This window comes from Pseudomaricurvus alcaniphilus, assembly GCF_011440395.1.
Taxonomy (GTDB): Bacteria; Pseudomonadota; Gammaproteobacteria; order Pseudomonadales; family Cellvibrionaceae; genus Pseudomaricurvus; species Pseudomaricurvus alcaniphilus.
This window is the reverse complement of record NZ_JAAOIX010000007.1, coordinates 41,595-65,988: the sequence shown is the minus strand read 5'-3', so window position 1 is coordinate 65,988 and position 24,394 is coordinate 41,595. Positions and strand designations below refer to the sequence as shown.

The following is a 24,394-nucleotide window of genomic DNA, read 5'->3' as shown; positions in this document are numbered from 1 at the left end:
CTTAAAGGGAGTGCAGGATGACGGCAGAGGTGGAACCGGATAGCGGCCAGCGCCAACCGGTCAGCGGGGGACAAAGACAAAGTCACCCGCCTCGTGACCGGCCATGTGGATCGGTTCATAGGTGGGTATCTGCCGCACGTTCAAATCGAAGGCAGTACTTGAGACCCGCTCGCGGATGGCCAGGAACAGGCGCTCGGTTTCCAGGATCAAGCCATTCTCCTGCAGCACATCGAGAAAGGCCTTGGTGAACACAGAATGGCCGCTGCCGCCGGAGTCCAGCACCGGCTGTACCCCGCCGGAGGTCAGTGCGGTCCGCACCCGGGAGCTGGCGAAGGCCTGCAGCAGTTGCATGCGCTTGCTGTCGGAAATGCCGGGTTTGAGTCGCGACAGCGAGCCGCGGGTGAGTGTGCCGGCGTAGCAGGAGTCGGCCACCACCAACACGTGTTTGGCCGACATGATTTTCAATTGCCCGGTGATGTTGCGGGTCGAGATCCACTCAGTGTCGTCATCTTGTTTGGCGTCGACCGGTATCCAGTAGCCTTCGTCCAGCTCCTTTACCAGGTGGCCGTGGCCGGCGTAATAGATCAGCAGGTTGTCCTTTTCAGTCAGCTGCTTGCGCAGGTCGTTGATGGTGGACAGAATCGTGGCCCGCTCGGCGTTGTAGCGCTCTGTGACCTCATAGTCGTAGTTATCCCTTAACAGGCGCGCTACTGCGCGGGCATCGTTGACCGCGTTGTCCAGCGGTTGCCAGTAGCGGTATTTGTCGTTGCCGATTACCAGCGCGTAGTAGCGGCCGAACTCCTTATCGATACTCGGCTGGCTAACCGTCAGCGGCCCCCGCGCCAGTCCCGCTCCGGTGGTGACGATTATTTGCAGCATGGCCTGCTGGTTGCGGTTGTCGATGGCGGCAATCTGCACCGTAATATCGGTGGCGCGGCTGCGATACTTGGGCAGTTGGGTTTTAAAGCGACCGTCTGCTGAGGTGGCTACCGGCTGTCCATTAATGGTGAGTGATTTTAACCCGGCCGGGGCAATGACCCGCCCGGAAATCTGTTGCCGCTCAGCTTCCGGTAAGGACAGGCGAATAACGCCGCCACTGACGGTCAGCGGTGGATCTATCAGGTCGATGAGCGGTGGGCCGAGGGCTGAACTGCCGGAATCGCTGGCATCGAGACCCGCGCGCAACTGTTGCTGTTGCGCCTCGCTGTCCGCTTGCAGTTGGGCGATGCGCTGTTGCAGATCGGCTATTTGCTGGCTGCGTTGCTGCAGTTTGGCGTTCTGTTGCACCAGGCGGGCTTCGGAGTTGGTCAATTCCTGGCGGTAGCGCTGCAGCTCGGCCTGCTGATCCGGTTTGGCCTGCAGCTGCTTTAGCTCATCGACCCGGCCGCGATAGATTTCGGTCAGTTGCTGTTTTGCTTGCAGTGTTTGCTGTGCCGTCGCAAGTTCGCTGGTGGTTGCCTGCAGCTGTTGTTGCAACCGGGCGATTTGCTGTTGCCGCTGCTGCAGTTGTTCGCTCAGCTGGGTATTGCCTGTGGCTATGGCCTGGTTGAGTTGGCTGATTTCCTTTTGCTTGTTGGCGGACTCACTGTAGAGGGTCGCCAGCTGGTTTTGCAGCCGGGCGATGTTGGCGTTCGACTGCGCCAGTGCCTGCTCCTGCTGTTGCAATTTGTTTTCCAGTTCCCGCCTGGCGTTTTCACTGTCCAGTGCCTTTAGCTGCAAGCGTCGCAGCTCCACTTGCAGGCGCGTGTCATCGCGAGTGGCGCGCAACTGTTCAACATTACTGCGCGACTCCTGCAGCTGCTGTTGCAGGTTCGATATTTCGGTTTGCAGTTGTTGCAGTTGCCGCTGCAGCTGCTCGATTTCCCGGTCTCGTTGCTGCAGGGTGCCAGTCAGTTGCTGGATGCGCGTGGAGGAGTCCTGGTCGATCAGGAAGGCCAGGTTGTTTGGGTCCAGCCCCGCAGCCTGCTGATAGAGGCGCAGGGCTTCGGCGGGGTCCCGGGCGACTCCAAGGCCCTGCTCGTAGAGGCGGGCGAGATTGACGGCGGCTCGTTTGTAACCTTGCTGGGCGGCTTTTCGATACCAGGCGGCGGCCAACAGGTAATCGGGCTGGCCGCCAGCCAGGCCTTTCTCATAAATTTCCCCGGTGTAATACTGGGCCTCAGGGTCGCCTTGCTCGGCGGAATCCTGCCAGATGCGCAGTGCTGATTTATAGCTGGCCGGTGCATCCAGTACGTATTCGCCACCGCGCACCTGGCACTCATTGACCGTGGTCTTAAGCGGTTTGCGTTTGCCCACATAAGTCATTCCGCCCAGGCGGCGAATCTGCCCCGGCAGCAGGCAGTCGACCACCGAAAAATCATCGGCGCTATTGGCCTCGGCGCGGGGCAACGCAGAGCCCCAGTTGCCGTTCTTATCGACGCTGCTCAAGCTGGCAACAATAGTTGTGATAAAAAGTAAAAAAAACCGTTGCCAGCGGCGCTCGACAATGGCGCTCAAAATTTGAGAAAACATGCAGACCTCATACGCTTGGGTGGCAGTTGCTGGTGCGACTGGAGCGACAATCCATTGTCGGTAGCACGCAGTAACTGACGGCTATATACAAAGTGCTTATAACAAGCTGATCTGAATTGTTGTATTCATTATTATCGGTCAGTATCAATTCTCTATAGTATTGGTTCGCTGTGGCTAATAACGTGTTTTTGTGTGCATACGATATCCACTCTATACGGCCGTTACAGTTACACAAGCACTATTTTGCAGCTTGCCAATCATAATAATTGCTTTGCCTGTTGTACCTCATTGCGGAGAGCAGCGGGAAAGAGCACATAGGGTTTCACAAGGGAAGGAAGAAACTATTATGCGTGTCATTAGACGTGTCGTTAACTCAAGTTCCCATCTCCAACCAGAACCTGCTGACGCGGTCCGCCTGTCGTCTCCAGTGTTTTTTAAATCACACAAGGCACTGTGTGCCAGCAAGACTCCCCTGCAGCTGATCTTGTGCAGCTTGCCGCTATTCTTGCCGCTATTGCTGGCGCCAGTGACTTATGCGGCCCAAAGCCTGGATACGGCAGTCAGGAATGCCGTGCAGGATGGCTGCCCAGGTTTGACTCCCGTCGCCGCCAGCAACCTGGAAACCTTTTGTAACGATGGTGGTGCAGCCGGCTCCAATACGGGCGGTACCATCACCTCGCAGACCAGCATCGGCGCGCTGGACAAGGAGGTAAAAGCCGGCCCCGGCCAAACGGGCGACCAGGCCGAAGATGAATTGGCGCGAGTGCAGCTGGGTCCGTTCAGCGTGTTTATTACACTGGATTTTGAGCGGCATGAGAAAGACGCCACTGAATTTGAAGGCCGGGGCTTTGAGTCGGACCGCAGTGCCGTGCTTGCCGGAGTGGACTATCAGTTGAGTGACAATTACAACCTGGGCATGGCGCTCAGCTACGCCAAGGTCGACGGTGATTTTGATGGCCAAATCGACGGCCAGGCCAGCGGCGGCTTTGACAACAGCAGTTATGGCCTGCTGGTTTTTGGCGACTATACCTTCGCCGCAAACGCCTTCGCCAGCTGGTCGCTGGGCTACAGCGATCACGAGTTCGAAACGCAGCGTTATTCCAGAGTCACTATGGGCAATAATGTCGCCAACGGTGTGCTGGAAAGTGACACCGAAGCGGATGAAGTCATCGCCGCGGTTGAAATTGGCTACGACAAGATGATGGGTGTCGTGAGTGTCGGCCCGCGATTCGCGATTCGCTACAAAAAGACCGATATAGATGGCTACGCCGAAACGGTGAGAAGTAACAACCCCACCAGCGCCATTGCACCACTGGCATTGCTCGTGCGCGGGCAGACGGAAAAATCCCTCACCTCCCATTTGGGGGTGCAGCTGTCGAGAGCGGTGAACTGGGACTACGGGGTATTGCTGCCCCAGCTTTACCTGGATTACGTGCATGAATTCCAGGACGATCAGCGTGCTATTTCCTTCTCCTTTCTGGAAGATCAGGGCAACACCGTGTTCCGCTATCACAACGATGTAACCGATCGCGATTACGGGCATGTGCTGGTTGGCCTGGTAGCGGTGTTTGCGGACGGACTGCAATCCTTTATCAGCTATGAAAGCCTGCTGGGTTACAGCGCTCACGACAACGACAAGATAAGTGTGGGGGTCAGGCTGGAATTCTGAGCTGGGCTATTTATCGTCGGTCCCGGGGAGGGCAGGGAAGTCGCGCTCGAGTGTTTCCCGGCCTTGGCCCGAAGCTTCAAACCCGGCACGAAACTCACCCCATTTAGGCTCACTCAACTGCAGCTTCGTGCGACTACTGGTGTTAACATGGGCGCATCTATGTTGAGGCCAATTGCGGCCCAGATTTGCGGGTGAATTCTTTTGAGTGTATTCGAAAAAGGTGGTCAGCCATTTGACCAGGCCAGCCTCGCCAGGCATATCGAAGAGGCGCTGGCGGTAGAGGCGCCGAGGGGGCTGAAAGTTGAATTGTTCAGCCGCCTGGTCAAATCGATTTTTCAGCCGCAATTTATCGATGCGGATAAAATTCCGCCGCGCCCCTGCCTGTTTGTTGCCAATCACTCCCTGTTTGCCCTCGACGGCGTGGTCTTGCTGCCAATGCTGTTGTCGGAGCTGGGGCTGTTTGTGCGTTCGCTCGGGGACCGTTTCCTGTGGACCGCAAAGACCGAAAGCCTGCTGTTGGCGAGCGGGGCAGTGTTGGGTCACCCGGAGGTGTGCAGCGCGCTGATGGCGGCGGGCAAGGATATCCTGGTGTTTCCCGGCGGCGCGCACGAAGCCCTGAAACCGAAATCCCAGCAGTACACCCTGCAGTGGAAAGAGCGTTACGGCTTTGTCAAAATGGCGGCGGAGTACGGTTATACCATTATGCCTATGGCGCTGGTGGGGCCGGAGGAATTTTATGACCATATCATCGAAGGGGAAGATATTCTGCATTCGCGTTTTGCCGACCTGCTGCGCCGACTGGGTATAATCACCGAAAAAACCCGCACCGACGTTGTTCCTCCGCTGCCCCGCGGCAGTCTCTGCACCCTGTTGCCAAAACCGCAACGCTGCTATTTTCAATTGGGTGACCCAATTGATATGGCGCCGTACGCCGGTAAAAAGCTGACCAAGCGCCAACTGCAATCGATCCGCGGCAAAACCGCCCGCCAGATTGAGACCATGCTGGTGGGGCTGCAGGCGCTGCGGGATCAGGAACGGCACAGCGAAGGCTGGTTGCGGCGCTTGCTCACAGTGTAAGCGGGGTCGAGTTTTACATCCCTGGTAGCCACGAATAGCCGGATTATGACAATAGAACTCAATAGACTACTGTTTGACGCCTGTGAATCTGTGCGCGGCGAACTGGCCACTGGTAAGGTAGCGAGCTACATTCCCGCGCTGGCCCGCATCGATGCCAATAAATTTGGTGCCGCCATTGTCACTGTCGATGGTGCCACGGCCACCTTTGGAGATGCCCGCGAAACTTTTTCAATCCAGAGTATTTCCAAGGTTTTTGCCTTGACCCAGGCGCTCAACCGAATCGGCGATGGGCTCTGGCAACGGGTGCAGCACGAACCCTCGGGCAATGCCTTCAATTCCATCGTCCAGTTGGAGCTGGAGCGAGGCATTCCCCGCAACCCGTTTATCAATGCCGGTGCGCTGGTGGTCAGCGACGTGCTGTTGCAGGGCCAGAGCCCACAGTCCTGTGTCGCCGCCCTGATGGACTTCCTGCACCTGGTGGCGGACGATGGCAGTATCGCCATTGACGAAGAGGTGGCCCAATCGGAGCTGGACACCGCCCATCGCAATGCCAGCCTCGCCAGCTTTATGAAAAGCTTCAATAACCTGGAGCATGAGGTGAGTGATGTCTTGCAGGTGTATTGTCGCCACTGCGCCATCGCCATGAGCTGCGAGCAAATTGCACGCTCGCTGCTGTTTCTGGCCAATCAGGGGGTTGATCCACTGACCGGAGCCCGGATTGTAAGTGAACAGCGGGCCCGCCGTATCAATTCCATTATGATGCTGTGTGGGCACTACGATGCCTCCGGCAGTTTTGCTTTCAGGGTTGGCCTGCCGGGCAAGAGCGGTGTTGGCGGTGGCATCGTGGTGGTGGTTCCCGGTGTGGCAACCATCGCGGTTTGGTCGCCGCGCCTGAATGCCAGTGGCAACTCCCATACCGGCGCGGCGGCGCTGGAAGCCATTGCCCGGGCCAGCGGCTGGAACATCTTGTAGGCTGCGGAAGAAAGCCGGGCCGGCCCATCGTTTTTTGCGCAAGCTACAGTCGTTTTTTGTGCAAGCGACAATCGCTTTATCATGACTTCCGTGTAAACGCGTTAGTTCTCTTTATTTTTTCTGAGCGGGCAACACAATGAATTTATTTTGTCACAGCAGGGCGCAGTTAGGGCGCGGCAAAATCCTGCGGACGCAACCGGTTTTATGGCTTGTTGGCTTTGCCTTTGTGCTGGCATCCAGTACCCTTTGGGCGCAGGACCTCACTGACTTGTTCAGTGGCGATGGGTCGCCGGACCCGGTGGTCACTGAGCAGCTGATTAGCACCGACAGCAATGCCGATACCGATCGCCGGGTGCAGCAGCGTCTGCAGAATATTTTTGCCGAGATTGACGCGCTGGCTGATATCAAAGTGGAAGTAGTCAGCGGCGTGGTTACCCTGCAGGGTGAAGTCGATTCTGTTGCCGCGGAGGCCAAAGCCTTGCGTCTCGCCTCCCAGGTGCAGGGTGCGGTGGAAGTGGAAAATCAACTCTCCATCAGTCGTGCAGTACAACAGCGCACCCTCGATACCTGGTGGCAAGTGGCGGCATTGGGCGAGCGGGTCATTTATTCCCTGCCGCTGTTTATACTCGGGCTGGGAATTTTCCTGTTGTTCTGGCTGCTGGGGCGCTGGCTGGGTAGTTGCCAATCCTTGTATCTGCGCCTTAGCCGCAACGGTTTTATTGCCGAACTGTTGGGCCAGATTGTGCACGTTGCATTGATTGTTATCGGCGCTATCCTGGCGCTGGTGCTGCTGGACGCCCAGGCACTGATCGGTACTCTGTTGGGGGCTGCCGGTTTGATCGGGCTGGCTATTGGCTTTGCCGTCAGGGATACGGTGGAGAACTATATCGCCAGTATTTTATTGAGCGTTCGCAATCCTTTTGAGATCAATGACTTTGTAAATGTTGACGGTTATGAAGGCAATGTCGCCAAGCTGACGTCGCGCGCGACCATCCTTATTTCACCGGACGGTAATCATGTCCGGATTACCAATGCCCGGGTTTTCAAGGCGGTTATTATCAACTTTAGCCGTCACCCGGAGCGGCGCTTCGAGTTTGATGTGGGTATCGATTGCAATAGCGATATACTCGCCGCCCAGGCGCTGGCATTGCAAACCCTGGCGCAGATGGAGGGAGTGCTGGCAGACCCCAAGCCTTCCGTGGTGGTACAGCAACTGGGTGATTCCAACGTCCTGTTGCGCGTCTATGCCTGGGTGAACCAGCAGCGCTACAGTTTCGTCAAGGTGCGCAGCGAAGCGATTCGCCAGATCAAGCAAGCCTACGACAGTGCCGCCATAGCTATGCCGGAGCCCATTTACAATATAAACCTGCACCAGCCGGCCGACACGACGCAGCCAATGCAAGCGGAAAAGGTATCTGCGGTGCCGGCAGCGGGTTTGAATGCCGGGCAATTAGCAGACGCCAGGGATGTGGCGGTAGACCTGACCATCGAAGAAAAAGTCAATGAACTCGAGGATTCCGCGGAGGCAGACAATTTATTGCGGCGGGATTCGCCGCAGGAAATCTAGGTTCGGCAATTGCGAGCGGCACCAGTTCCTGAGTCTGTCTATAGGCCAGCACCTCGGCGTTGCCTTCGGCCGATTTCTCGGACTACCCCTCGGCTTATTTCTCAGCCGCTACCGCAGCTTATTGCTAAAATATATACGCACGACAACAAAATTCCCACTGCGCGTATGGATGAAGTGGGCCGATGATCCGAATGGATTGATCCGAAAGCTGAATAAGCGCAGTATATTAATAGGCGTACTGTCGTTTTGTACGAAAACTGGCGGAGGCTTTTATAATGTTTGTTTCTGACGAAAAAATTGATTATAGCTTTTTAATAGATGACCTCAATGATTTGCTGCAGTGGCACCTGGATGTTATCGAGGGCTATAACAGTGCTGAGGAAAAAGCGCGCAGTGATGAGTTAAAAGAAAATATCCAGCGCTGGCGCGATGAGAATCGCGATGAAATTGCTGCGCTGGGCAAGTTGATTGAAAGTTACGGCGGTACGCCGAGGAGCAAGCCCGACCTGTCTGCGCTGACCAATCGCCTGCGGGTAGCGGTTACGCAAGTATTCCGCGATGCGGGTTTGGTGGACGCACTGTTAAAAAACGAGTCCAAGTTGTTGCTGGAGTATGAGCGCAGTCTCAAATCACTGGCGGAACTGCCGGGGATGAGCGAGCAAATCGAAGCCAATTACCAAACTGTGCAGACGCGGGTAGAGCAGTTGACAGAACTGGATAAAGCTGGCTAATAAATCAATGGCGCTGGTCGCTGCTACCAGCGTCGAACTTTGTTCGGCTGTTCAGTGGAGCATCTGTTTTACGCTCACAGTGTTGTAGTGCAGGTGGTTACAGAGCTTGTCTTTGCAGGGCAGGTGGGCTTCAGTAATGGGCCGGGAGATGGTCATTGATGACAATCTTCTTTTTCTCGACCGTAATGTAGCCGCCGGTGACCAGGTCTTTCATAATGCGCGACACCATTTCCCGGCTGGCCCCCACCCGGTTGGCGATATCCTGTTGGGTCAAGGGAATGGTCGTCGCCAGTGTCTCACCCTCTTTTTCGCTCAGTTCCAGCAGGGTTTTCGCTACCCGTCCATAGACGTCCATCAGCGCCAGGTTTTTTACATTGCTGGTCAGGGCGCGTACCCGTTGGGTCAGATTGACGAGCAGGTGGTAGGCGATGTCCGGGGTCTGGCGAAAGGCTTCCAGCAACGAAGCCTTGTTTAATTGCAGCAGGCGACAGGCCTCGGTGGTGATGACTGAGGCGGAGCGCTGCTGGTTGTCCAGCAGGGCCAGTTCGCCGAAGTAGTCGCCGCTGGATAAATCGTTGAGGGTAATTTCGCGACCCTCGTCGTCACTGCAGTAGACCCGCATCCGCCCGGAGACAATGATATAGAGCGAATCACTGTTGTCGCCCTCGGTGATAACGATGGTATTCTTGGGGTAGCTGCGCAACAGGGTGTGTTGTTCCAACTCCCGCAATTGTTGCGCAGAAAGGTCGGAGAAAAGTGGCAGTCGTGCCAGGTAGCTCATGGTGAAATCCCCTGTTTCGATATCATCACCAGTCAAAGCGGGTATAGGCTGCGCGCAGTTTGGCCGCTGTCGCTGGCTGCTGTTGACGCCGCTCGCTGGTCTTCGGTGCCTCTGGATTGGTTAACAGTAGTCCATCACTAGCTGCGGATAAAGTAAAAACTGTGTTGAGGAAAACATCCGGCCACCGCCAGCCCCGCCCGTGGCCAGTAGCGCTCGCCCTGTTATCGGCTTTGTGCCTGTGGGTGATATTGCCCTGGGGGCAGGCGCTGGAGGAGGGGGTTGGCCTGGATACATTGTTTTACCTGCGCGGTGAACGGGAGCCGCCCCCGGGGGTTGCCATCGTCGCGATCAACGAGAATACAGCGGCGGCATTGGGGTTGCCGGCGCAGCTGGTAAACTGGCCCCGCTCTGTATACGCAGAGCTGGTGGAGCGGCTCAGCTCACTGCAAGTCAAGCTGATTGTCTTTGATGTGTTTTTCAAAACCCGTGGTGAGCAGAGCCCGGACAAGCAGTTTGCCACGGCTATGAAGCAGGCGCAGAACGTTATTCTGTTCGCCTTTACCGGGCGCGAGGTGCATGAGCTCGGCGATCAGCAAGTGCTGGTGGATCGCATTGCCGAACCGCTGGCGCCACTGCAGCAGTCGGCGCTGGCCACCGCCCCTTTTCTATTGCCCAAGGTCTCCTCCAAGGTCACCCGTTACTGGATTCGCTGGGCCGGCCATCCGCCGCGCTGGACCCTGCCCGCCGCGGCACTGCTGCATCAAGCTGCGAATCCGGCGGCGGCAGAGGCCGGGCTTGCGGCGTTGAACAATGCCCAGGTCTATAACTACTACGGTCCGCCGCGCACTATTACCACCCTGGGGCTGGAAGAGGTGCTTGCGAATCCGCAGCAGTTTCGCCATTTGTTGAGCGATGCTGTGGTTTTTGTCGGCTACTCGGCCCGCCATCAACCGGGCCAGAAGGATGGATTTTACACGCCGTTTACGGCCGCCTCCGGATTGGATATCAGCGGTGTTGAATTGGCAGCAACCGCCTTTGCCAACCTCAGGGAAGGCTCCCGAATCCGCCATCACCGGGGAGTTTGGCTGCTGGTGACGCTGCTGTATGGTGGCTGTCTGCTACTGGCGGGTCTGCGCTTGCCGTTCGCTTATGGGCTGGCGCTGATGCTGCTGTTGGCAGTGGGCTATGGCGCTCTTGTGCTGTGGCTGTTTACCCATACCTTCTACTGGTTGCCGCTACTGGCGCCGCTGCTGCTGTTGACGCCAATGGCGGTGTTGCTCAGTGCCTGGCACCGGCTGCAGGTGGTGGCGGAACAAAAGCAGCGCCTGGAAACTGCCTTTGGCCATTATTTGCCGGCCGCAGAAATTCGACGTCTGGCCAGCCAGCCAGAGCGCTTTGCCCAGCGGCAGGCGCTGTTTGGTGTCTGCCTGGTCACTGACGCCCAGGGTTACACGCGGATGGCCGAGCGAGTGGGGTCACTGCGCTTGAGCGACATCATGGAACAATACTATGCCGCGGTTATTCCACCCATTCGCGCCCAGGGCGGGATTATCTCCGATGTGGCCGGGGACGGGGTCATTGCCATCTGGTCGGATGTTCCGGTGCACAGTGTCTGGGCGACTATTGGGCCAGTGCTGCAGTCACTGCAGGCCTCCGTTGACGGGTTTAACCGGCAGCACCCCGACAGCCAGCTGCCCACGCGCGTCGGAGTCCACGCCGGCGACGTGGTGTTGGGTAACTTTGGAGCCTCGGATCACTTTGAGTATCGCGCTATTGGCGACCTGGTCAATACCACGTCGCGGATTGAAAACGCCTGTAAATCCCTCGGTGTGTCGGTGCTGGTGAGCACAGTCTGCACCGCCCCGGCGGGGCATGATTTGCGTTATTTGGGCGAGTTTTTGCTGCAGGGTAAACAGCAGCCGCTGGGTCTGATGACGCTGCTGGCGGCGCCCTGGAGCGGGGCGCTGCAGCGTCGGTTTGAACAGGCCCTGGAGCAACTGGGCGCCGGTTTGACTGCGGCGGCAAGATCCGAGCTGGCGGATCTGCGGCGGGAAACCGGAGACCCGGTGTGCGATTTTTACCTGCGCTACGGTGACTCAAAAGAATGGCGTTTTACATGCTGCGAAGGCGGCAGAGTTGTCGTCGAACTCAACAAGAACTGAGCAGTTTATGATTTTCAGCCCGAGGCCCAGGCGGCGCGCTCTTTGCTCACAGTCTCGCAATCAGTTTTTCACGCCACTGCCGGTTTGCAAAGCCGCACTGATTCAGTAGACTGGCTCAGGCATCGCCAGCGTTTGCCGCAGTGCGTGGGAACTGCCAGGCAGTGCAGGCGCAGGTTCGAAACCGTACCGAACCGGTACTTAAGCAGTATCGAAACGGTCCCGGGAAAATCCGACTTTTATTCAGGCTCCGATCGAAAGCAACAGATATGGGGGCCTGATAAAGAGCAGTAGAAAGTTATTGATGTTATCGAAGTAGCGGTGCGGTCGTTGGGCCGCATCGTCACCGCCAGGAGGCGACCTTGCGTCTGTGGATCATAGGGCTTCTACTATATTGCGCGCTGCGTCCTCTCGACGTGCTGGCGTGCGATCCCTGGGCCGCTCGCGTTGTTGCCGTCAATGGCCTGGTGGTTATGGATACCTATGACCCGACGGCGGCCGCTGGCGTTAACCCTGCCGGTTCCGCAGCCAGCGCAGCGGCGGCCGCGACCAGTGGCCTGCAGCCGGTTGCGATCGACACCCTGGTTTGCCCCGGCCAAAGGCTTATGACGGGGGCCAACAGCCGGGCGGCGCTCTACCTGAGCAACAACACTTATCTCCGCCTGGCGCAAAATTCCATTTTGATTTTGCCCCGGCAGACTCAAACGGACAGCTTCCTGATTCGCTTGCAGCAGGGTGTCAGTCATCTGATCAGCCGTATAACGCGCCGCTTTGAGGTGGCGACTCCCTTTGTCAATGCTGCGGTCGAGGGCACCGAATTCCTGGTGGAGGCGGGCGCGGACGGCAGCAGTATCAGTGTTATAGAGGGTGAGGTAACGGCATTCCACGGCCGGGCCACTGGCGACAAGGCGGTGCTAGCCGGGCAAAAATTGTTGGCTGCGGCCGCTTCATCGTCGCTCCAGGCATCATCGTCCTTCCAGATTGTACCGATCGACAAGACTGAAACAGTGGACTGGGCAATCTACTACCCGCCCTTGTTTACCCTGGGCCAGCTGCAAGACAGCGGCCAACAGCGCTGGCTGGATGCGGCGGCGCTGCAATTGCGGCAAGGGCGCCCGGACCTGGCACTGGCGGAGCTCGATGCCGCCCGCCAGGCAAGTCCTGCTGTGATCGCAGCCAGGGCTGCCGTCCTGCTGTCGGTGGGGCAAGTACAACAGGCCTCGGCAATGCTGCAGGCGCTGCAGTCGGCACCATCGCTGGCCTTGCAGAGTATAATTCACAGTGCTACTAACCGGGCCGAGCAGGCAGTGTTGTTGGCCGAGCAGGCGCTGGCACTGGATGCCCGGTCGGTGGCCGCACTGGTGGCCCTGTCCTATGCCCACCAGGCGCAACTGCAGCTCCCGGCGGCGCTGGCGGCCGCGCGGAGCGCCACCGCCAGCGATCCGGATAGCGCCCTGGCCTGGTCCAGGCTGAGTGAATTGGAATTGATCGCGGGCGCCAGCCAGCGCGCCGAAGTGGCGGTTGCTCGGGCACTGGCGCTGGCCCCCGCCGACTCGCGGGCACTGACCCAACAGGCCTTTCTCAATCTTTTCAATTTGCAGCTGGAGCGCGCCGCAGAACAGTTCCGGCAAGCGATTGAGCTGCACTCGGAAAACCCCCAGGCCCACCTGGGTTTGGGGCTGGCCCTGTTGCGCCAGGGTGAACTGGAGGCGGGGCGCCGGCAGCTGGAAATCGCCACCAGTCTCGACCCCGCGCGCAGCGTTTTGCGCAGCTATCTCGGCCGCGCCTACTTTGAAGAATTGCGGGATGCCGAAGCGGCGGTGCAGTGGCAACTGGCCAAGGAGTTTGATCCGCTGGATCCGACGCCCTGGTTCTACGAAGGAGTGCGCAAACTGTTTGCCAACAATCCACTGGGGGCAATAACCGAGCTGCAAGTGTCGCGCAAACTCAATGACCAGCGCGCCCTCTACCGTGCCGAGACGCTGTTGCAAAGTGATGCCGCCAGCCGCAGCGCGACCCTGGCGCGAGCCTACAGTGACGCCGGCTACCAACAAGGGGTGCGTCTGGCGGCGTGGGAGGCCCTGGCAAAGGACCCGGCCAGCGCCGAGGGGCATCGGCTGCTGGCGGATACTTACCGGGGTGAGCGCCGCTATGAGGCGGCCCGGGTATCGGAACTGCAGCAGGCACAACTGTTACAGCCGGTCTCCTCTTACCCGCTGCAGCTGCAGTTGTCAGAAACAGACCTTGGCCTGGTGGAAGGGCTGGGGCCGTCGCGGCCCGGTCTGAACGAGTACCATGCCCTGTTTAACCAGAACCAGTGGAGTCTCTCCAGCAGCGGTCTGGTGGGAGGGGACGGCACCCTGGCTGACGAGATTGTGCTGTCGCGCCTGCAGGGGCCGGTCGCCCTGAGTCTCGGCCAGTATCACTACGAGAGCGACGGCTTTCGCGACGATGCCTATCAGGATCAGGACATTTACAGCGGTTTTCTGCAGTGGCAAGTGACACCGCAGGCCAGTGTCGAACTGGAGTACCGGGATTTGACCCTGGAGCGGGGCGATCAGGGTTTGAGTATCATCGCCCAGGGCGAGGAGTTATCGCGGCGCCTGAAAACCTGGCGGCTTGGCAGCTATCTGCAAATCACCCCCGCGCATGGCTTGCTATTGTCGGCGATTTCCCAGCAGCTGGATGACACTGTCACGGTGGATGCTATTCAGCTGTCCACTGCACTGCAGCAGGATCCGTGGATCGTTGAATTAAAATATTTGGGGCAATTCAAGGGGCTTAAAATTCAAGCAGGTGCGGGTCAATACTCTGCCGACCAGACAACGGAGTCCGTTTTTCCCAGCCCGTTTTTTCCAGGTGAGCAAATTGTTAGCGTTAGCGAACAGCGAAAAACCCATCGCAATTACTACGCATACCTGGAGACGAATATCACCCGCGCACTGTTGTTAGATGCGGGTCTGTCTTATGACAGGCTGGAACTGGAAGCAGCAAAAGATATTTCCCAGGTTTCGCCGAAATTTGGCCTTGCCTGGCAGGGCGAGGGCTGGCGCTGGCGCGGCAGTGTATTCAGAAGCTTCAAGCGCGACCTGGCCGCCAGTCAAACCATCGAAAAATCCTATGTGGCCGGCTTCAACCAGATTTTTTCTGATTCGAACAATACCGACAGCCGCAATTACGCTATGGCATTTGACTATTCGCTGAGCACGTCGCTGTACGCGGGGCTGGATTTTTTGCGCCGAGAGGTGGAGTTTCCGGGCACGCAACTGGACACTATGGGCCAACCTGAAACAGTTACGCTGGACTACAGCGAGGAGTTCGGGACTCTCTACCTGACCCATTTGTTTAACGAAAGTACGTCGTTGACGCTGTCCTACGAATATCAGCAGGGCGATTTCGACTATGTGCAAGAGTTGGGTGGAATCAATGAAGTTAGCCGCTCGACCACGCATATTGTTCCCCTGAGCCTGCGCCAGAGCCGAGGTCGATATTTCTCCTGGCAGCTGGTTTCTCGCTATGTAAATCAAACAAACACCCTGGCGTTGCTGGATCTGACTACCTTTTTGCCCATGGCTCGGGACCAGCGCGAGGAAACCTGGCTGTTTGACTTTACCCTGGAGTCGAAGCTGCCCGGACGGCGAGGGGTCTTCGAACTTGGAGTGAAAAACCTGTTTGACCGGGAAGTCGAAATCGTAGATGAAACGGCAGAGTTTTTGCGTTTTTATCCCGGCCGATTTGCCTACGCACGATTGCAATTACATTTTCATTAGCATCAAAATGACGGAGAACAAAGCCATGAGCCAGCACAAAAAAGCCTTCCGCCGCGCACTGCTGCCATTGTTGTGCGCGTTTACCTTGAGCGCCTGCGCCGAGTACCGACCCAAGCCGAAACCGGATCCGCAAGAGGGCGATTACCTGCCTTTTTCAATCCGTTTTGATCGGACCGGCACCCCGATTGTTCTGGATGCGCAGGGCAGGCGGGTGCCGCCGCGGGACGTCAACTTTCCAATTCCGGCAACGGCGATAGAAAAAGTAGAAGCGCTCACCTATGTGCAGTACCGTGGATCGCATGTGGCGTTGATAAGGGTTGGCGGGCAGATGTTTATCATCCCCCTGGCGCACTGATTGGCCCCGGGAACAGCTGGGAGGCGTTACACTAGCGTCGAGGACCGGCAATCGTGCAGCTCGAGCTCGGAGACTTGCCACTGACCGCCCGGTAATTGGCCGCAGGCGTCCAGTCTCGAGCGCCACAGGCTCGCCATCATAAAGAAGGCCGTGCGGTGCTGCAGGCTGGCCAAATGTACGCACTTTTCTGCCCAGCGCTGCTGCGTCCTGACGGGTAAGTCCTGGGCCAGTGCCATGCGCTTGCGCATATGCTGGTTGAGGTATTTGTCCCGGTTATCCATGACAGTCACTCCTGTGCCTGGTTTCTTGGTGCCAGAAAGCTGGTTTGGCAAGGTTAGACTAGCGCACGGGAGAGGAAAAAAATGTCAAAAAAGAAGCGAAATAAATGTGTAAAAGTACCAATGGCTGTTCGCTACTAGCGCCATTCGAGTAAGACGCGAGTTATCCGGCAGTTGCAAGACTTTACCGGTGAGCCGGTTGCTGCAAGCTTGAACGACGGCAGACCGATGTGATGGTGCACTTTCAACGGTTAAGGGTTTTGCCGGGGTCACCGGGGTGATCGGAGAAAAACCGGGTCAAAAGTATGAATCATCAGTAATGAATCGATTAAAGGCGGTTACAGGCGCCTCGCCCGGGCCGCCATTTCTGTTACAATCGTCGCTCGTTACCTATCCCGCTTCTGCCCCTATGACGCTTGACGCCGCCCTCGACCTATTGCGCACCACCTACGGCTACGAGCAGTTTCGCGGTCAACAGGCGGCCGCCATAGAGGCGGCGCTGGCGGGGCGCGACGCACTGGTATTGATGCCCACCGGCGGCGGTAAATCCCTGTGTTTCCAGATTCCGGCCCAGTTGCGTCGCGGTACGGCGATTGTGATTTCGCCGCTGATCGCCCTGATGCAGGACCAGGTCAGTGCCCTGACTGAGCTGGGTATCGAGGCCGCCTACCTGAACTCCAGCCTGTCTGTCGAGCAACAGCGGGAGGTGACGCGCCGCTTTGCCGCTGGCGAGTTGCAGTTGCTTTATATCGCTCCGGAGCGTCTGCTGCAGCCGCGCACGCTGGAGTACCTGGCCAGTGCCGAGATCGCCCTGATCGCCATTGATGAAGCCCACTGCGTGTCCCAGTGGGGGCACGACTTCCGCCAGGATTACCTCGGCCTGCACGTGCTCAAAACCCACTTTCCCGATACGCCGCTGATGGCGCTCACCGCCACCGCCGACGAGCGCACCCAACGGGAAATCGAGTATCGTCTCAACCTGCTTGATCCGCTGCGCTTGACCAGCAGCTTTGATCGCCCCAATATCCAGTACCATGTCAGTATTCGCTCTGATGCCCGCAAGCAGTTGATCCGCTTCCTGGCCCAGCACAAAGAAGACAGTGGCATTATCTACTGTCTGTCGCGCAAGAAAGTCGAGTCCACGGCGGCCTGGCTGGTAGACCGGGGTATCGATGCACTGCCCTATCACGCCGGCCTCAGTGCGCAGCTGCGCCAACATCACCAGCAGCGTTTTCTGCGTGAGGACAAGGTAGTTATCGTCGCCACCATTGCCTTTGGCATGGGTATCGACAAGCCGGATGTGCGCTTTGTCTTTCATATGGACTTGCCCAAAAGTATCGAGGCCTATTACCAGGAGACCGGGCGGGCGGGGCGCGACGGCGAGCCGGCAGTGGCGCATATGGTGTACGGCTTGCAGGACGTGGTGCGGCTCAACCAGATGCTGGGCGATTCACCCATGAGTGACCAGCAAAAGCAGGTGGAGCGACACAAGCTCAATGCCCTGCTGGGCTGGTGTGAGGTTACCGATTGTCGGCGCCAGGCGCTGCTGGGTTACTTTGAAGAGGCTGCGCCGGGAAATTGCGGCAATTGCGACAACTGCCTGGCACCGCCACAAACTCGCGATGCCAGCGAAGACGCACAAAAGTTTTTATCGGCGGTGTATCGCAGCGGCCAGCGATTCGGTGCTGCCCACGTTATCGATATACTCCGCGGCCAGGCCAGTGATAAGGTGAAGCAGCACGGCCATGAGCAGCTCAGCACCTTTGGCATCGGTAAGGAGTTGGGGGCGCAGGCGTGGCAGGCGATTGCCCGGCAATTGCTGGTACAGGGTTACCTGTTTAATGACTTTGAGCATTACGGGGCGCTGAAACTGACCGAGTTGAGTCGCTCGTTGCTGCGCGGCGAGGCGACGTTCACTTGCCGGGAGCAGCTGGCCGTCGCGCCGGAGCGCCAGGCCCGGTCGGCAAAAGCCGGTGTCTCCGACGCTGACCGGCAGCTTTGGGAAGCACTGCGCGAACGGCGCAAGCAGCTGGCCCAGGAGCGGGATATCCCGCCCTATATGATCTTCCACGATGCCACCCTGATGCAGATGATGGAAGAGCGGCCCCGCACTTTACAGGCGCTGGGATTTATCCAGGGCGTCGGTGCCACCAAGTTGGAGCAATACGGCGAGGCCTTTTTGACGGTTATTGCCGCCAACCCCTGACTTACGGTTGGCCCTGACTTGCTGTTGGCCTCGGCTTATTGCTGGTCCCGGCTTGAGGCGCGGTGGGGCGTGGAACCGAAATAGCAGTATTTTCCTTGCGGCTTTCGCTGCACCTATTTGTCGTCAAAATAATTATTACATCGTTACAGTGCATGCCCGGCCCTAATTTAGTTGAAAATGAAACGAAATATTTAATGATTTCTGGCTTTAAACCGGATAGGTGATTGATATTTAGTCAGAATAACTCTAGTATTGGTTGCAAATACAACTAATGATTCTTTCGAGTGTGCACTTCCTCCTCTCGCATTGCAGGTGTTTGCAGCGCCCGGCTGAGTCATTGGTATATCACCAGCAGTGGCGCTTCGCCCTCACACCAGCAGAAGGGAATGCAATATGAATAACGTATATATTATCGGGGTAGGCCAAACCAAGGTCTGCAAAAGTGAGGGCACACGCGGTCGCTATCTGGCCAAGGAAGCCATTACCAAGGCGCTGACCAGTTCGGGCCTGGACCCAAGCCGAATCGGCATGCTGGTCAACGGCAATATGATGTCCGGCATACTCTCCAACCAACAGCAACTCGGTGCACTGCACGCCGATGTGGCAGGTCTGCGCGGTATCGAAGCGGCAACAGTAGAGTCGGCTTGTTCGTCGGGTGCCTCGGCGGCGCGCTGGGGTTTTATGAGTGTGGCCGGCGGTTTTCACGACGCGGTTATCGTCTGTGGCAGCGAGCGTATGACCCATGCCGGTCGCGATGAAACTACATCGGCACTGGCTACTGCCGCCGACTGGGAGCTGGAAGGCTGCCACGGCGAGTCATTTATTTCGCTCAATGCCAAGCTGATGCGTCTTTATATGGATACCTACAAGGTAACCGCAGAAGACTTTGCTCATTTTTCCATCAATGCCCACGAAAATGGCCTCAATAATCCAAATGCGTTCCTGCAAAAGAAGGTGGATATAGACACCTATATGAATTCCCGTATGCTAGTAGACCCGGTCAAGCTGTTTGACGCGCCGCCGGTGTGTGACGGCGCTGCGGCCATTATCATAGGTAATGAAGAGGTCGCTCGTGAAGCGGCGCGTGCAGGCCTGCCGCTGGTACGTATTGGCGGTTCTGCCATTGGCACCGATTCGCTGGCTCTGGCCAACCGTGTCGACAAGCTCGAGCTGTCCGGGGTAGCGCTTTCTACCCAGCGAGCGTTCAAACAAGCAGGAATTAGTAAAAATGACGTGGACTTCTTTGAACTTCACGACGCCTACACTATTATCTCTTCCCTGAGCCTGGAGGCTGCAGGATTTGCGGAGAAGGGCCAGGGTGTGCACTTTGGCAAAGACGGCGAGATCGCCCTGGGCGGCAAGTTGCCGATTTCGGTCATGGGGGGCTTGAAATCACGCGGCCATCCCGTCGGCGCCACCGGGGTATACCAGCTGGTTGAGGCCTACCAGCAACTTACGGGCACTGCGGGGGCCAATCAAATTGATAACCCCAAGGTAGCTCTAATTCAAAACATTGGCGGAACGGGTGCCACGGTAGTTAGCCACGTTCTGATGATGGACGAATAAATCCAGTGTTACAGCGGAGACAAAAAAATATGCCAACTAAAGAAACTACCGGCAGCTTATTGCTGCTTTCAGAAATTGAGCACCGGGCCAAGGATTTCACCCTCAATGGTGTGGTCCACCCGTTTGAATGGCACCAGCAGGTAGAGGGACTGCTGAGTGGCAAGGCTATCAAGGCCGAATTAAAAACCCTGAAAAGCCTGAGTGTAGATGACTACATCTCCCGGGTTTTGGATCCCGCCGAAGCCGCCAGTCGACCCAGTGCCAAAGCTGCGGTGCAGCAATTGCGCGGCAAGATTTACGCTGAATTTGAGTTGGGCCCGCTGTACGCGGTAGAGATGAACCTGGAATACGCCGGCCGTTCCCGGCGCGTGGGTATCATCGCCCAGAATCGCAAAATCAAAAATGGTGTCTGGTCACCAGAGCATCACCTGGAAGCCTGTCGCCTGGTCAAGGATTACGCCAGTCGCTCGCTGCCCATTATTACGTTTATGGACACCCCCGGGGCCGACGCTGGCACCGAAGCCAACGCCAATAACCAGGCCCACTCCATTTCGCGGTTGATTGCGGTCATGGCCAATGTCAAGACGCCCAACATCGGGGTGATCTTTGGCCTGGGTTATTCCGGCGGCGCTATTCCGCTGGCAACCAGCAACCTGATTTTTGCGGTGCGCAACGCGGTGTTTAATACCATCCAGCCCAAGGGCCTGGCCAATATTGCCCGCCAGTACAACCTGTCCTGGCAGGAGAGCGCCCGCTATGTGGGGGTATCGCCGTGTGAGCTTTATTCCCGTGGCGCCATTGATGGTGTTATTGATTGGGCGCCGGCCACCAGCAACAAGAGTGTCGACACCCTGGCGGCCACCCTCTTTACCGGCATCGAACAGATTGAAAAGGCCGCCCAGGCCGAAGTGATCGCCAACCCGGCAGTGACCCAGGATTATATCAACCAGGTCAATGCCAATAACCTGGATGATCCGGATTTCAAGGCGCTGCAAAAAGCCGCCGATTTCCAGCTGCACGGGCCGCTGTCCGAGTACCCCAACCTCTACGGGCACGCGCTGATGTACTTGCGCTCCCTGTCCCTGCGCGCACGTATTCGCTCCTCCACCACCAATGCCTACGGGCGTCTGGCGGAAGAAGAGATTCCGAAGGGTGATTTGAACGAGCGCCAGCGCCAGATTCGCGAGGCGTCTTTCCAGCGCTGGATGTCAGACCCGGAAAAACTGGTCTACAACGAGCGTCTGGCCAAGCTTTGGTCAACGTACAAGCAAAAGCGCAGCGAGCTGGACGCCGGCCGTAACCGCATCACCAGCCTGATTCTCGGCGACCCGCAGAAGAACTTCCAGGAGGCGGAGAAAAACCTCTGTTTCGGAATTTGCCTGTACCTTTACAACCGCTGGAAGTCTGACTCCACATTCAATTTTATTGAAATGGGCCGACTCCTGGCACAGCGTGCCAAGGAAGCCAAAGCCGAGCCAGTGCCGGCCATCGGTGACCAGGACATAACCCTGCTGGACGTCCTCTACGCCCCGGCGCTGAACAAGACCCTGCGCCAGGAATTCCTGAATGTGCTGGTGTTCGATGCGCTGTATGACAGCATCGTCAACAATTTTGGTGAGATTGCCGAGGAGTCGAAAGCGTTCCAGACTTTGTCTGAATCTACCCTGCGCAAGATCCTCGATAACTCCATCGACAAGGCCACCAGCAAAATCAGCCGCGACCTGAAAGACGAAAACGCCGAGGAGACGGCTTTTGCGGAAATCAGTGTTGGCAAAACCACGGCTGATTTTGCCCAGTGGTTGAGTCATTTTGTCAAATACAGCAAGCGCGGCGAGTTCCTCAAGGGTGTCGAAGAGTGGAAGCGAGTTATCTTCCCGCGCTTGTCCGAGTCCCTGCTGGTTCTGATCACCTATTTCTTCGAGAATCTGGTGCCGGAATTTATGGAGTCGCAGCTGCACGGCAAGACCTACTCCGGGCAGATTAACCCGGGCCGTATTGGCAAGCGCAAGGACTTCTGGAACCAGCTCAATATCGCCTATCAGGATCTGCTGGTGCAGCGGGTTCTCGACGGTGTGAAGCGGCAAAAGCTGAGTACTGTGGCGGCGTTTCGCGATACCTTTATTGAAGACTTCGAGGAAACCAATGCCGACAAGATGACGGCCAACCCGGTGTCCTTCCCGGGCTTCCGCCAGTCCATCGAAAAGGCCTTGAAAAACGGCGTGCCGCCCTGCGGTATCGTCACCGGCCTCGGCCGCTTCAAGCTGGAAGACAGCGAGGAAAAGCCGCGCGTGGGTGTGGTTATCTCTAACATTGCCTTCCAGGCCGGCGCCTTTGATATGGCCGGTGCGGAAAAGGTCTGTGACCTGCTGCAGGATTGTGCCACCCAGCACCTGCCGGTAGTGTGCTTTATTTCCTCCGGCGGTATGCAGACCAAAGAGGGGCCCAACTCCCTCTTCTCGATGGCCATTGTCAATGACCGCATCACCCGCTTTATCGCCGAGACCAACCTGCCAGTGATCGTGTTTGGCTTCGGTGACTGTACCGGTGGTTCACAGGCCAGTTTTGTGACCCACCCACTGGTGCGCACTTATTACCTGAGTGGTACCGACATGCCCTTCGCCGGTCGGGTGGTCGTACCTTCCTTCCTGCCGTCGGTTGCAACGGTGGCCAACTACCTGGCCAATACCCCCGGGGCCATGCAAGGCCTGGTCAAGCACCCGTTTGCCAAGGACCTGGATGAGAAGCTGCGCCAGGTTGACCCGCGCATTACCGTGCCCAGGGAAACTATCCAAAGTGTGGTTGCCAAGGTGTTGACGGGATCTGCAGCTCTGGAGCAGCAGTTGCCGGAAAAAGTGGTCTACCGTGCGGTGGACAGCATGCGTCCCATCAACAAGGTGCTGATCCACGCTCGTGGCTGTACGGCGGTGAAACTGATTCGCATCGCCCAGTCGCTGGACATCAACGTACTGCTGGTGCAATCCGACCCGGATATGGATTCGGTCGCCGTTGATATGCTGCGCGAATGTGATGAAGTGGTGTGTCTCGGTGGCCAGACCCCGGACGAGAGCTACCTCAATGCCCAGTCCGTGGTAACCATTGCCAACAATCGCGGTGCCGACGCATTGCACCCGGGTATCGGCTTCCTGTCCGAGAACTCCTCATTTGCCCGCGTCTGTCGCGGCAATAACCTCAACTTTATCGGTCCACGTGCCGACAGTATGGACACCATGGGCAACAAGTCCAATGCTATCCATACGGCCATGGCCAACGACGTTCCGGTAGTACCGGGCAGCCACGGCATTCTCACCAGTGTCGAGGCCACAGCAGCGGTTGCCGATGCCATCGGTTATCCGGTGATGCTGAAAGCGGTGCACGGTGGTGGCGGCAAGGGCATCAAGGTGGTACGCAACTCCGGCGAGATTCGCAGCGCGTTTAACAACGTATACAGCGAAGCCCGCTCGGCGTTTGGTAACGGCGATCTCTACCTGGAGAAGTTTGTCGAATCCATGCGCCACATTGAAGTGCAGATCCTGCGCGACAAGGAAGGCAACACCAAGATCCTGGGGCTGCGTGACTGTACTGTACAGCGCAATAACCAGAAGGTGCTGGAAGAGTCCGCCTCGACCATGCTGCCGGAAAACCTGGAGAAGCAGGCCTACGCAGCGGCTGAACGACTGGCTAATGCGGTGGACTACTTTGGCGCCGGTACGGTTGAGTTTATCTACGACCTTAAGTCCAACGCCATCTACTTTATGGAAATGAATACTCGCCTGCAGGTAGAGCACCCGGTGACCGAATGGACCTCGGGTATCTCCATCGTCAGCGAGCAGTTCAATATTGCCGCCGGTAAATCCATCAAGCATCTCAAGCCGCGCAAGGAAGGCTTTTCTATCGAAGCGCGTATTACCGCTGAGAAGGCGCGCCTGAGTGGTGGCGTCATCGACTTCCTGCCGACGCCCGGCCTGGTGACCGAGTGCAAGTTCCCAGAGCGCGACGATGTGGAGTTGATTGCTGCTGTTACTGAAGGCAAGACCATTTCGCCTTTCTACGACAGCATGATTGCCCAGTTGATTGTCTTCGGTAAGGACCGCAACGACGCCATCAGCAAACTGCTGGAAGTGCTGGACCAGACCAGCATCAAGGGTGTTTGTACCAACATGCCGCTGCTGAAGCGTATATTGAAGGACAAGACCTTTGTCGACGGTAACTACGACACCAACTATTTGCCCACCTTCCTCAACAGCATCGACAAGGACCAGCTGGTTGAAGATATGGCTTATACCGGCGTCGACAAAACCGACGGTGATCTGAGTACCCTGCGTATTGATGGTACCGATGAGCTCAAGGTGATCTCGCCCATGACCGGTGTGTTTTATGCCACGCCGTCACCCAACGAGCCGGATTTCGTCTCGGTGGGCAGTACCGCCAACCTCAGTCACACGCTCTGCCAGATCGAAGCGATGAAGCTGTTTACCCATATCTCGCTGTCCAGCGTACCGGGTGCAGGGGAGTTGTTCGAGTCTGACAAGAGCTACGAGGTGGTGCGGGTGAACCAGGCCAACGGTGCCCAGGTCAACACCGGCGATCTGCTGTTTGTGGTCAAGCCGGTCAGTTAGGCTGGCGTAGCCAGGTAGTTTTAAAAAAATGGCCGCTACAGGGATGTAGCGGCCATTTTTGTTTTCTGCTGATTGCGCGCCTGTTTTTCCTGCCAGGCTATTCTGTCAATTTCCTCAATCAGGTTTCTCAAGCACG

Annotated in this window: 14 protein-coding genes; 11 read left to right on the top strand and 3 right to left on the bottom strand. The window is 57.3% G+C overall.

The window, feature by feature from the left end; translation table 11 throughout:
* Positions 1-60: 60 nt before the first annotated feature.
* Positions 61-2,511 (bottom strand): caspase family protein, encoded by a 2,451-nt coding sequence (locus tag G8764_RS14125; RefSeq protein ID WP_166165310.1) that lies wholly within the window; start codon positions 2,509-2,511, stop codon positions 61-63.
* Positions 2,512-2,938: 427 nt separating this feature from the next.
* On the opposite strand from G8764_RS14125, the gene G8764_RS14120 reads away from it, so the two are divergent.
* The 5 genes from G8764_RS14120 (at position 2,939) to G8764_RS14100 (ending at position 8,527) form a co-directional block, all read left to right on the top strand.
* A complete protein-coding gene (locus tag G8764_RS14120; protein WP_166165309.1) occupies positions 2,939-4,180 on the top strand; it encodes an autotransporter domain-containing protein in 1,242 nt (413 codons plus the stop codon).
* A 201-nt stretch (positions 4,181-4,381) separates the two neighbouring features.
* Complete coding sequence (locus G8764_RS14115) at positions 4,382-5,257, top strand: lysophospholipid acyltransferase family protein (protein WP_166165308.1); 876 nt, start codon at positions 4,382-4,384, stop codon at positions 5,255-5,257.
* A gap of 45 nt (positions 5,258-5,302) precedes the next feature.
* The gene (locus G8764_RS14110; protein WP_166165307.1) at positions 5,303-6,229 is read left to right on the top strand and encodes a glutaminase; all 927 of its coding nucleotides are present in this window, start codon (positions 5,303-5,305) and stop codon (positions 6,227-6,229) included.
* Between the two features lie 136 nt (positions 6,230-6,365).
* A complete protein-coding gene (locus G8764_RS14105) occupies positions 6,366-7,796 on the top strand; it encodes a mechanosensitive ion channel family protein (RefSeq protein ID WP_166165306.1) in 1,431 nt (476 codons plus the stop codon).
* 275 nt (positions 7,797-8,071) lie between these two features.
* The gene (locus tag G8764_RS14100) at positions 8,072-8,527 is read left to right on the top strand and encodes a DUF892 family protein (protein WP_166165305.1); all 456 of its coding nucleotides are present in this window, start codon (positions 8,072-8,074) and stop codon (positions 8,525-8,527) included.
* Between the two features lie 130 nt (positions 8,528-8,657).
* Here the strand turns inward: G8764_RS14100 and G8764_RS14095 are convergent, their stop codons facing one another.
* Entirely contained in the window at positions 8,658-9,308 is a 651-nt protein-coding gene (locus tag G8764_RS14095) for a Crp/Fnr family transcriptional regulator (protein WP_166165304.1), read from the bottom strand.
* A 161-nt stretch (positions 9,309-9,469) separates the two neighbouring features.
* Here G8764_RS14095 and G8764_RS14090 point away from each other — a divergent pair, with 161 nt between their 5' ends.
* The 3 genes from G8764_RS14090 (at position 9,470) to G8764_RS14080 (ending at position 15,592) form a co-directional block, all read left to right on the top strand.
* Complete coding sequence (locus tag G8764_RS14090) at positions 9,470-11,470, top strand: CHASE2 domain-containing protein (protein WP_166165303.1); 2,001 nt, start codon at positions 9,470-9,472, stop codon at positions 11,468-11,470.
* Positions 11,471-11,829: 359 nt separating this feature from the next.
* Complete coding sequence (locus G8764_RS14085; RefSeq protein ID WP_166165302.1) at positions 11,830-15,237, top strand: FecR domain-containing protein; 3,408 nt, start codon at positions 11,830-11,832, stop codon at positions 15,235-15,237.
* Positions 15,238-15,262: 25 nt separating this feature from the next.
* Positions 15,263-15,592, top strand: a complete 330-nt coding sequence (locus tag G8764_RS14080; protein ID WP_166165301.1) for a hypothetical protein — start codon at positions 15,263-15,265, stop codon at positions 15,590-15,592.
* Between the two features lie 26 nt (positions 15,593-15,618).
* Here G8764_RS14080 and G8764_RS14075 read toward each other — a convergent pair whose 3' ends face one another.
* On the bottom strand, positions 15,619-15,873 hold the full coding sequence (locus tag G8764_RS14075) for a hypothetical protein (RefSeq protein ID WP_166165300.1): 255 nt from the start codon (positions 15,871-15,873) through the stop codon (positions 15,619-15,621).
* A 406-nt stretch (positions 15,874-16,279) separates the two neighbouring features.
* Between G8764_RS14075 and recQ the strand changes: the two genes are divergently transcribed.
* From recQ to G8764_RS14060, 3 genes are all read left to right on the top strand, one after another.
* Complete coding sequence (gene recQ / locus G8764_RS14070) at positions 16,280-18,076, top strand: DNA helicase RecQ (RefSeq protein WP_166165299.1); 1,797 nt, start codon at positions 16,280-16,282, stop codon at positions 18,074-18,076.
* A gap of 393 nt (positions 18,077-18,469) precedes the next feature.
* Positions 18,470-19,642, top strand: a complete 1,173-nt coding sequence (locus G8764_RS14065; RefSeq protein ID WP_166165298.1) for a thiolase C-terminal domain-containing protein — start codon at positions 18,470-18,472, stop codon at positions 19,640-19,642.
* A gap of 29 nt (positions 19,643-19,671) precedes the next feature.
* Complete coding sequence (locus tag G8764_RS14060; protein ID WP_166165297.1) at positions 19,672-24,258, top strand: ATP-binding protein; 4,587 nt, start codon at positions 19,672-19,674, stop codon at positions 24,256-24,258.
* Positions 24,259-24,394 lie beyond the last annotated feature (136 nt).

Coding starts and splice junctions, on each gene's coding strand:
- G8764_RS14095 (WP_166165304.1), bottom strand. CDS start 9,308: ATGAGCTACCTGGCACGACTGCCACTTTTCTCCGACCTTTCTGCGCAA.
- G8764_RS14060 (WP_166165297.1), top strand. CDS start 19,672: ATGCCAACTAAAGAAACTACCGGCAGCTTATTGCTGCTTTCAGAAATT.
- G8764_RS14080 (WP_166165301.1), top strand. CDS start 15,263: ATGAGCCAGCACAAAAAAGCCTTCCGCCGCGCACTGCTGCCATTGTTG.
- G8764_RS14065 (WP_166165298.1), top strand. CDS start 18,470: ATGAATAACGTATATATTATCGGGGTAGGCCAAACCAAGGTCTGCAAA.
- G8764_RS14100 (WP_166165305.1), top strand. CDS start 8,072: ATGTTTGTTTCTGACGAAAAAATTGATTATAGCTTTTTAATAGATGAC.
- G8764_RS14075 (WP_166165300.1), bottom strand. CDS start 15,873: ATGGATAACCGGGACAAATACCTCAACCAGCATATGCGCAAGCGCATG.
- G8764_RS14110 (WP_166165307.1), top strand. CDS start 5,303: ATGACAATAGAACTCAATAGACTACTGTTTGACGCCTGTGAATCTGTG.
- G8764_RS14125 (WP_166165310.1), bottom strand. CDS start 2,511: ATGTTTTCTCAAATTTTGAGCGCCATTGTCGAGCGCCGCTGGCAACGG.
- recQ (WP_166165299.1), top strand. CDS start 16,280: ATGACGCTTGACGCCGCCCTCGACCTATTGCGCACCACCTACGGCTAC.
- G8764_RS14105 (WP_166165306.1), top strand. CDS start 6,366: ATGAATTTATTTTGTCACAGCAGGGCGCAGTTAGGGCGCGGCAAAATC.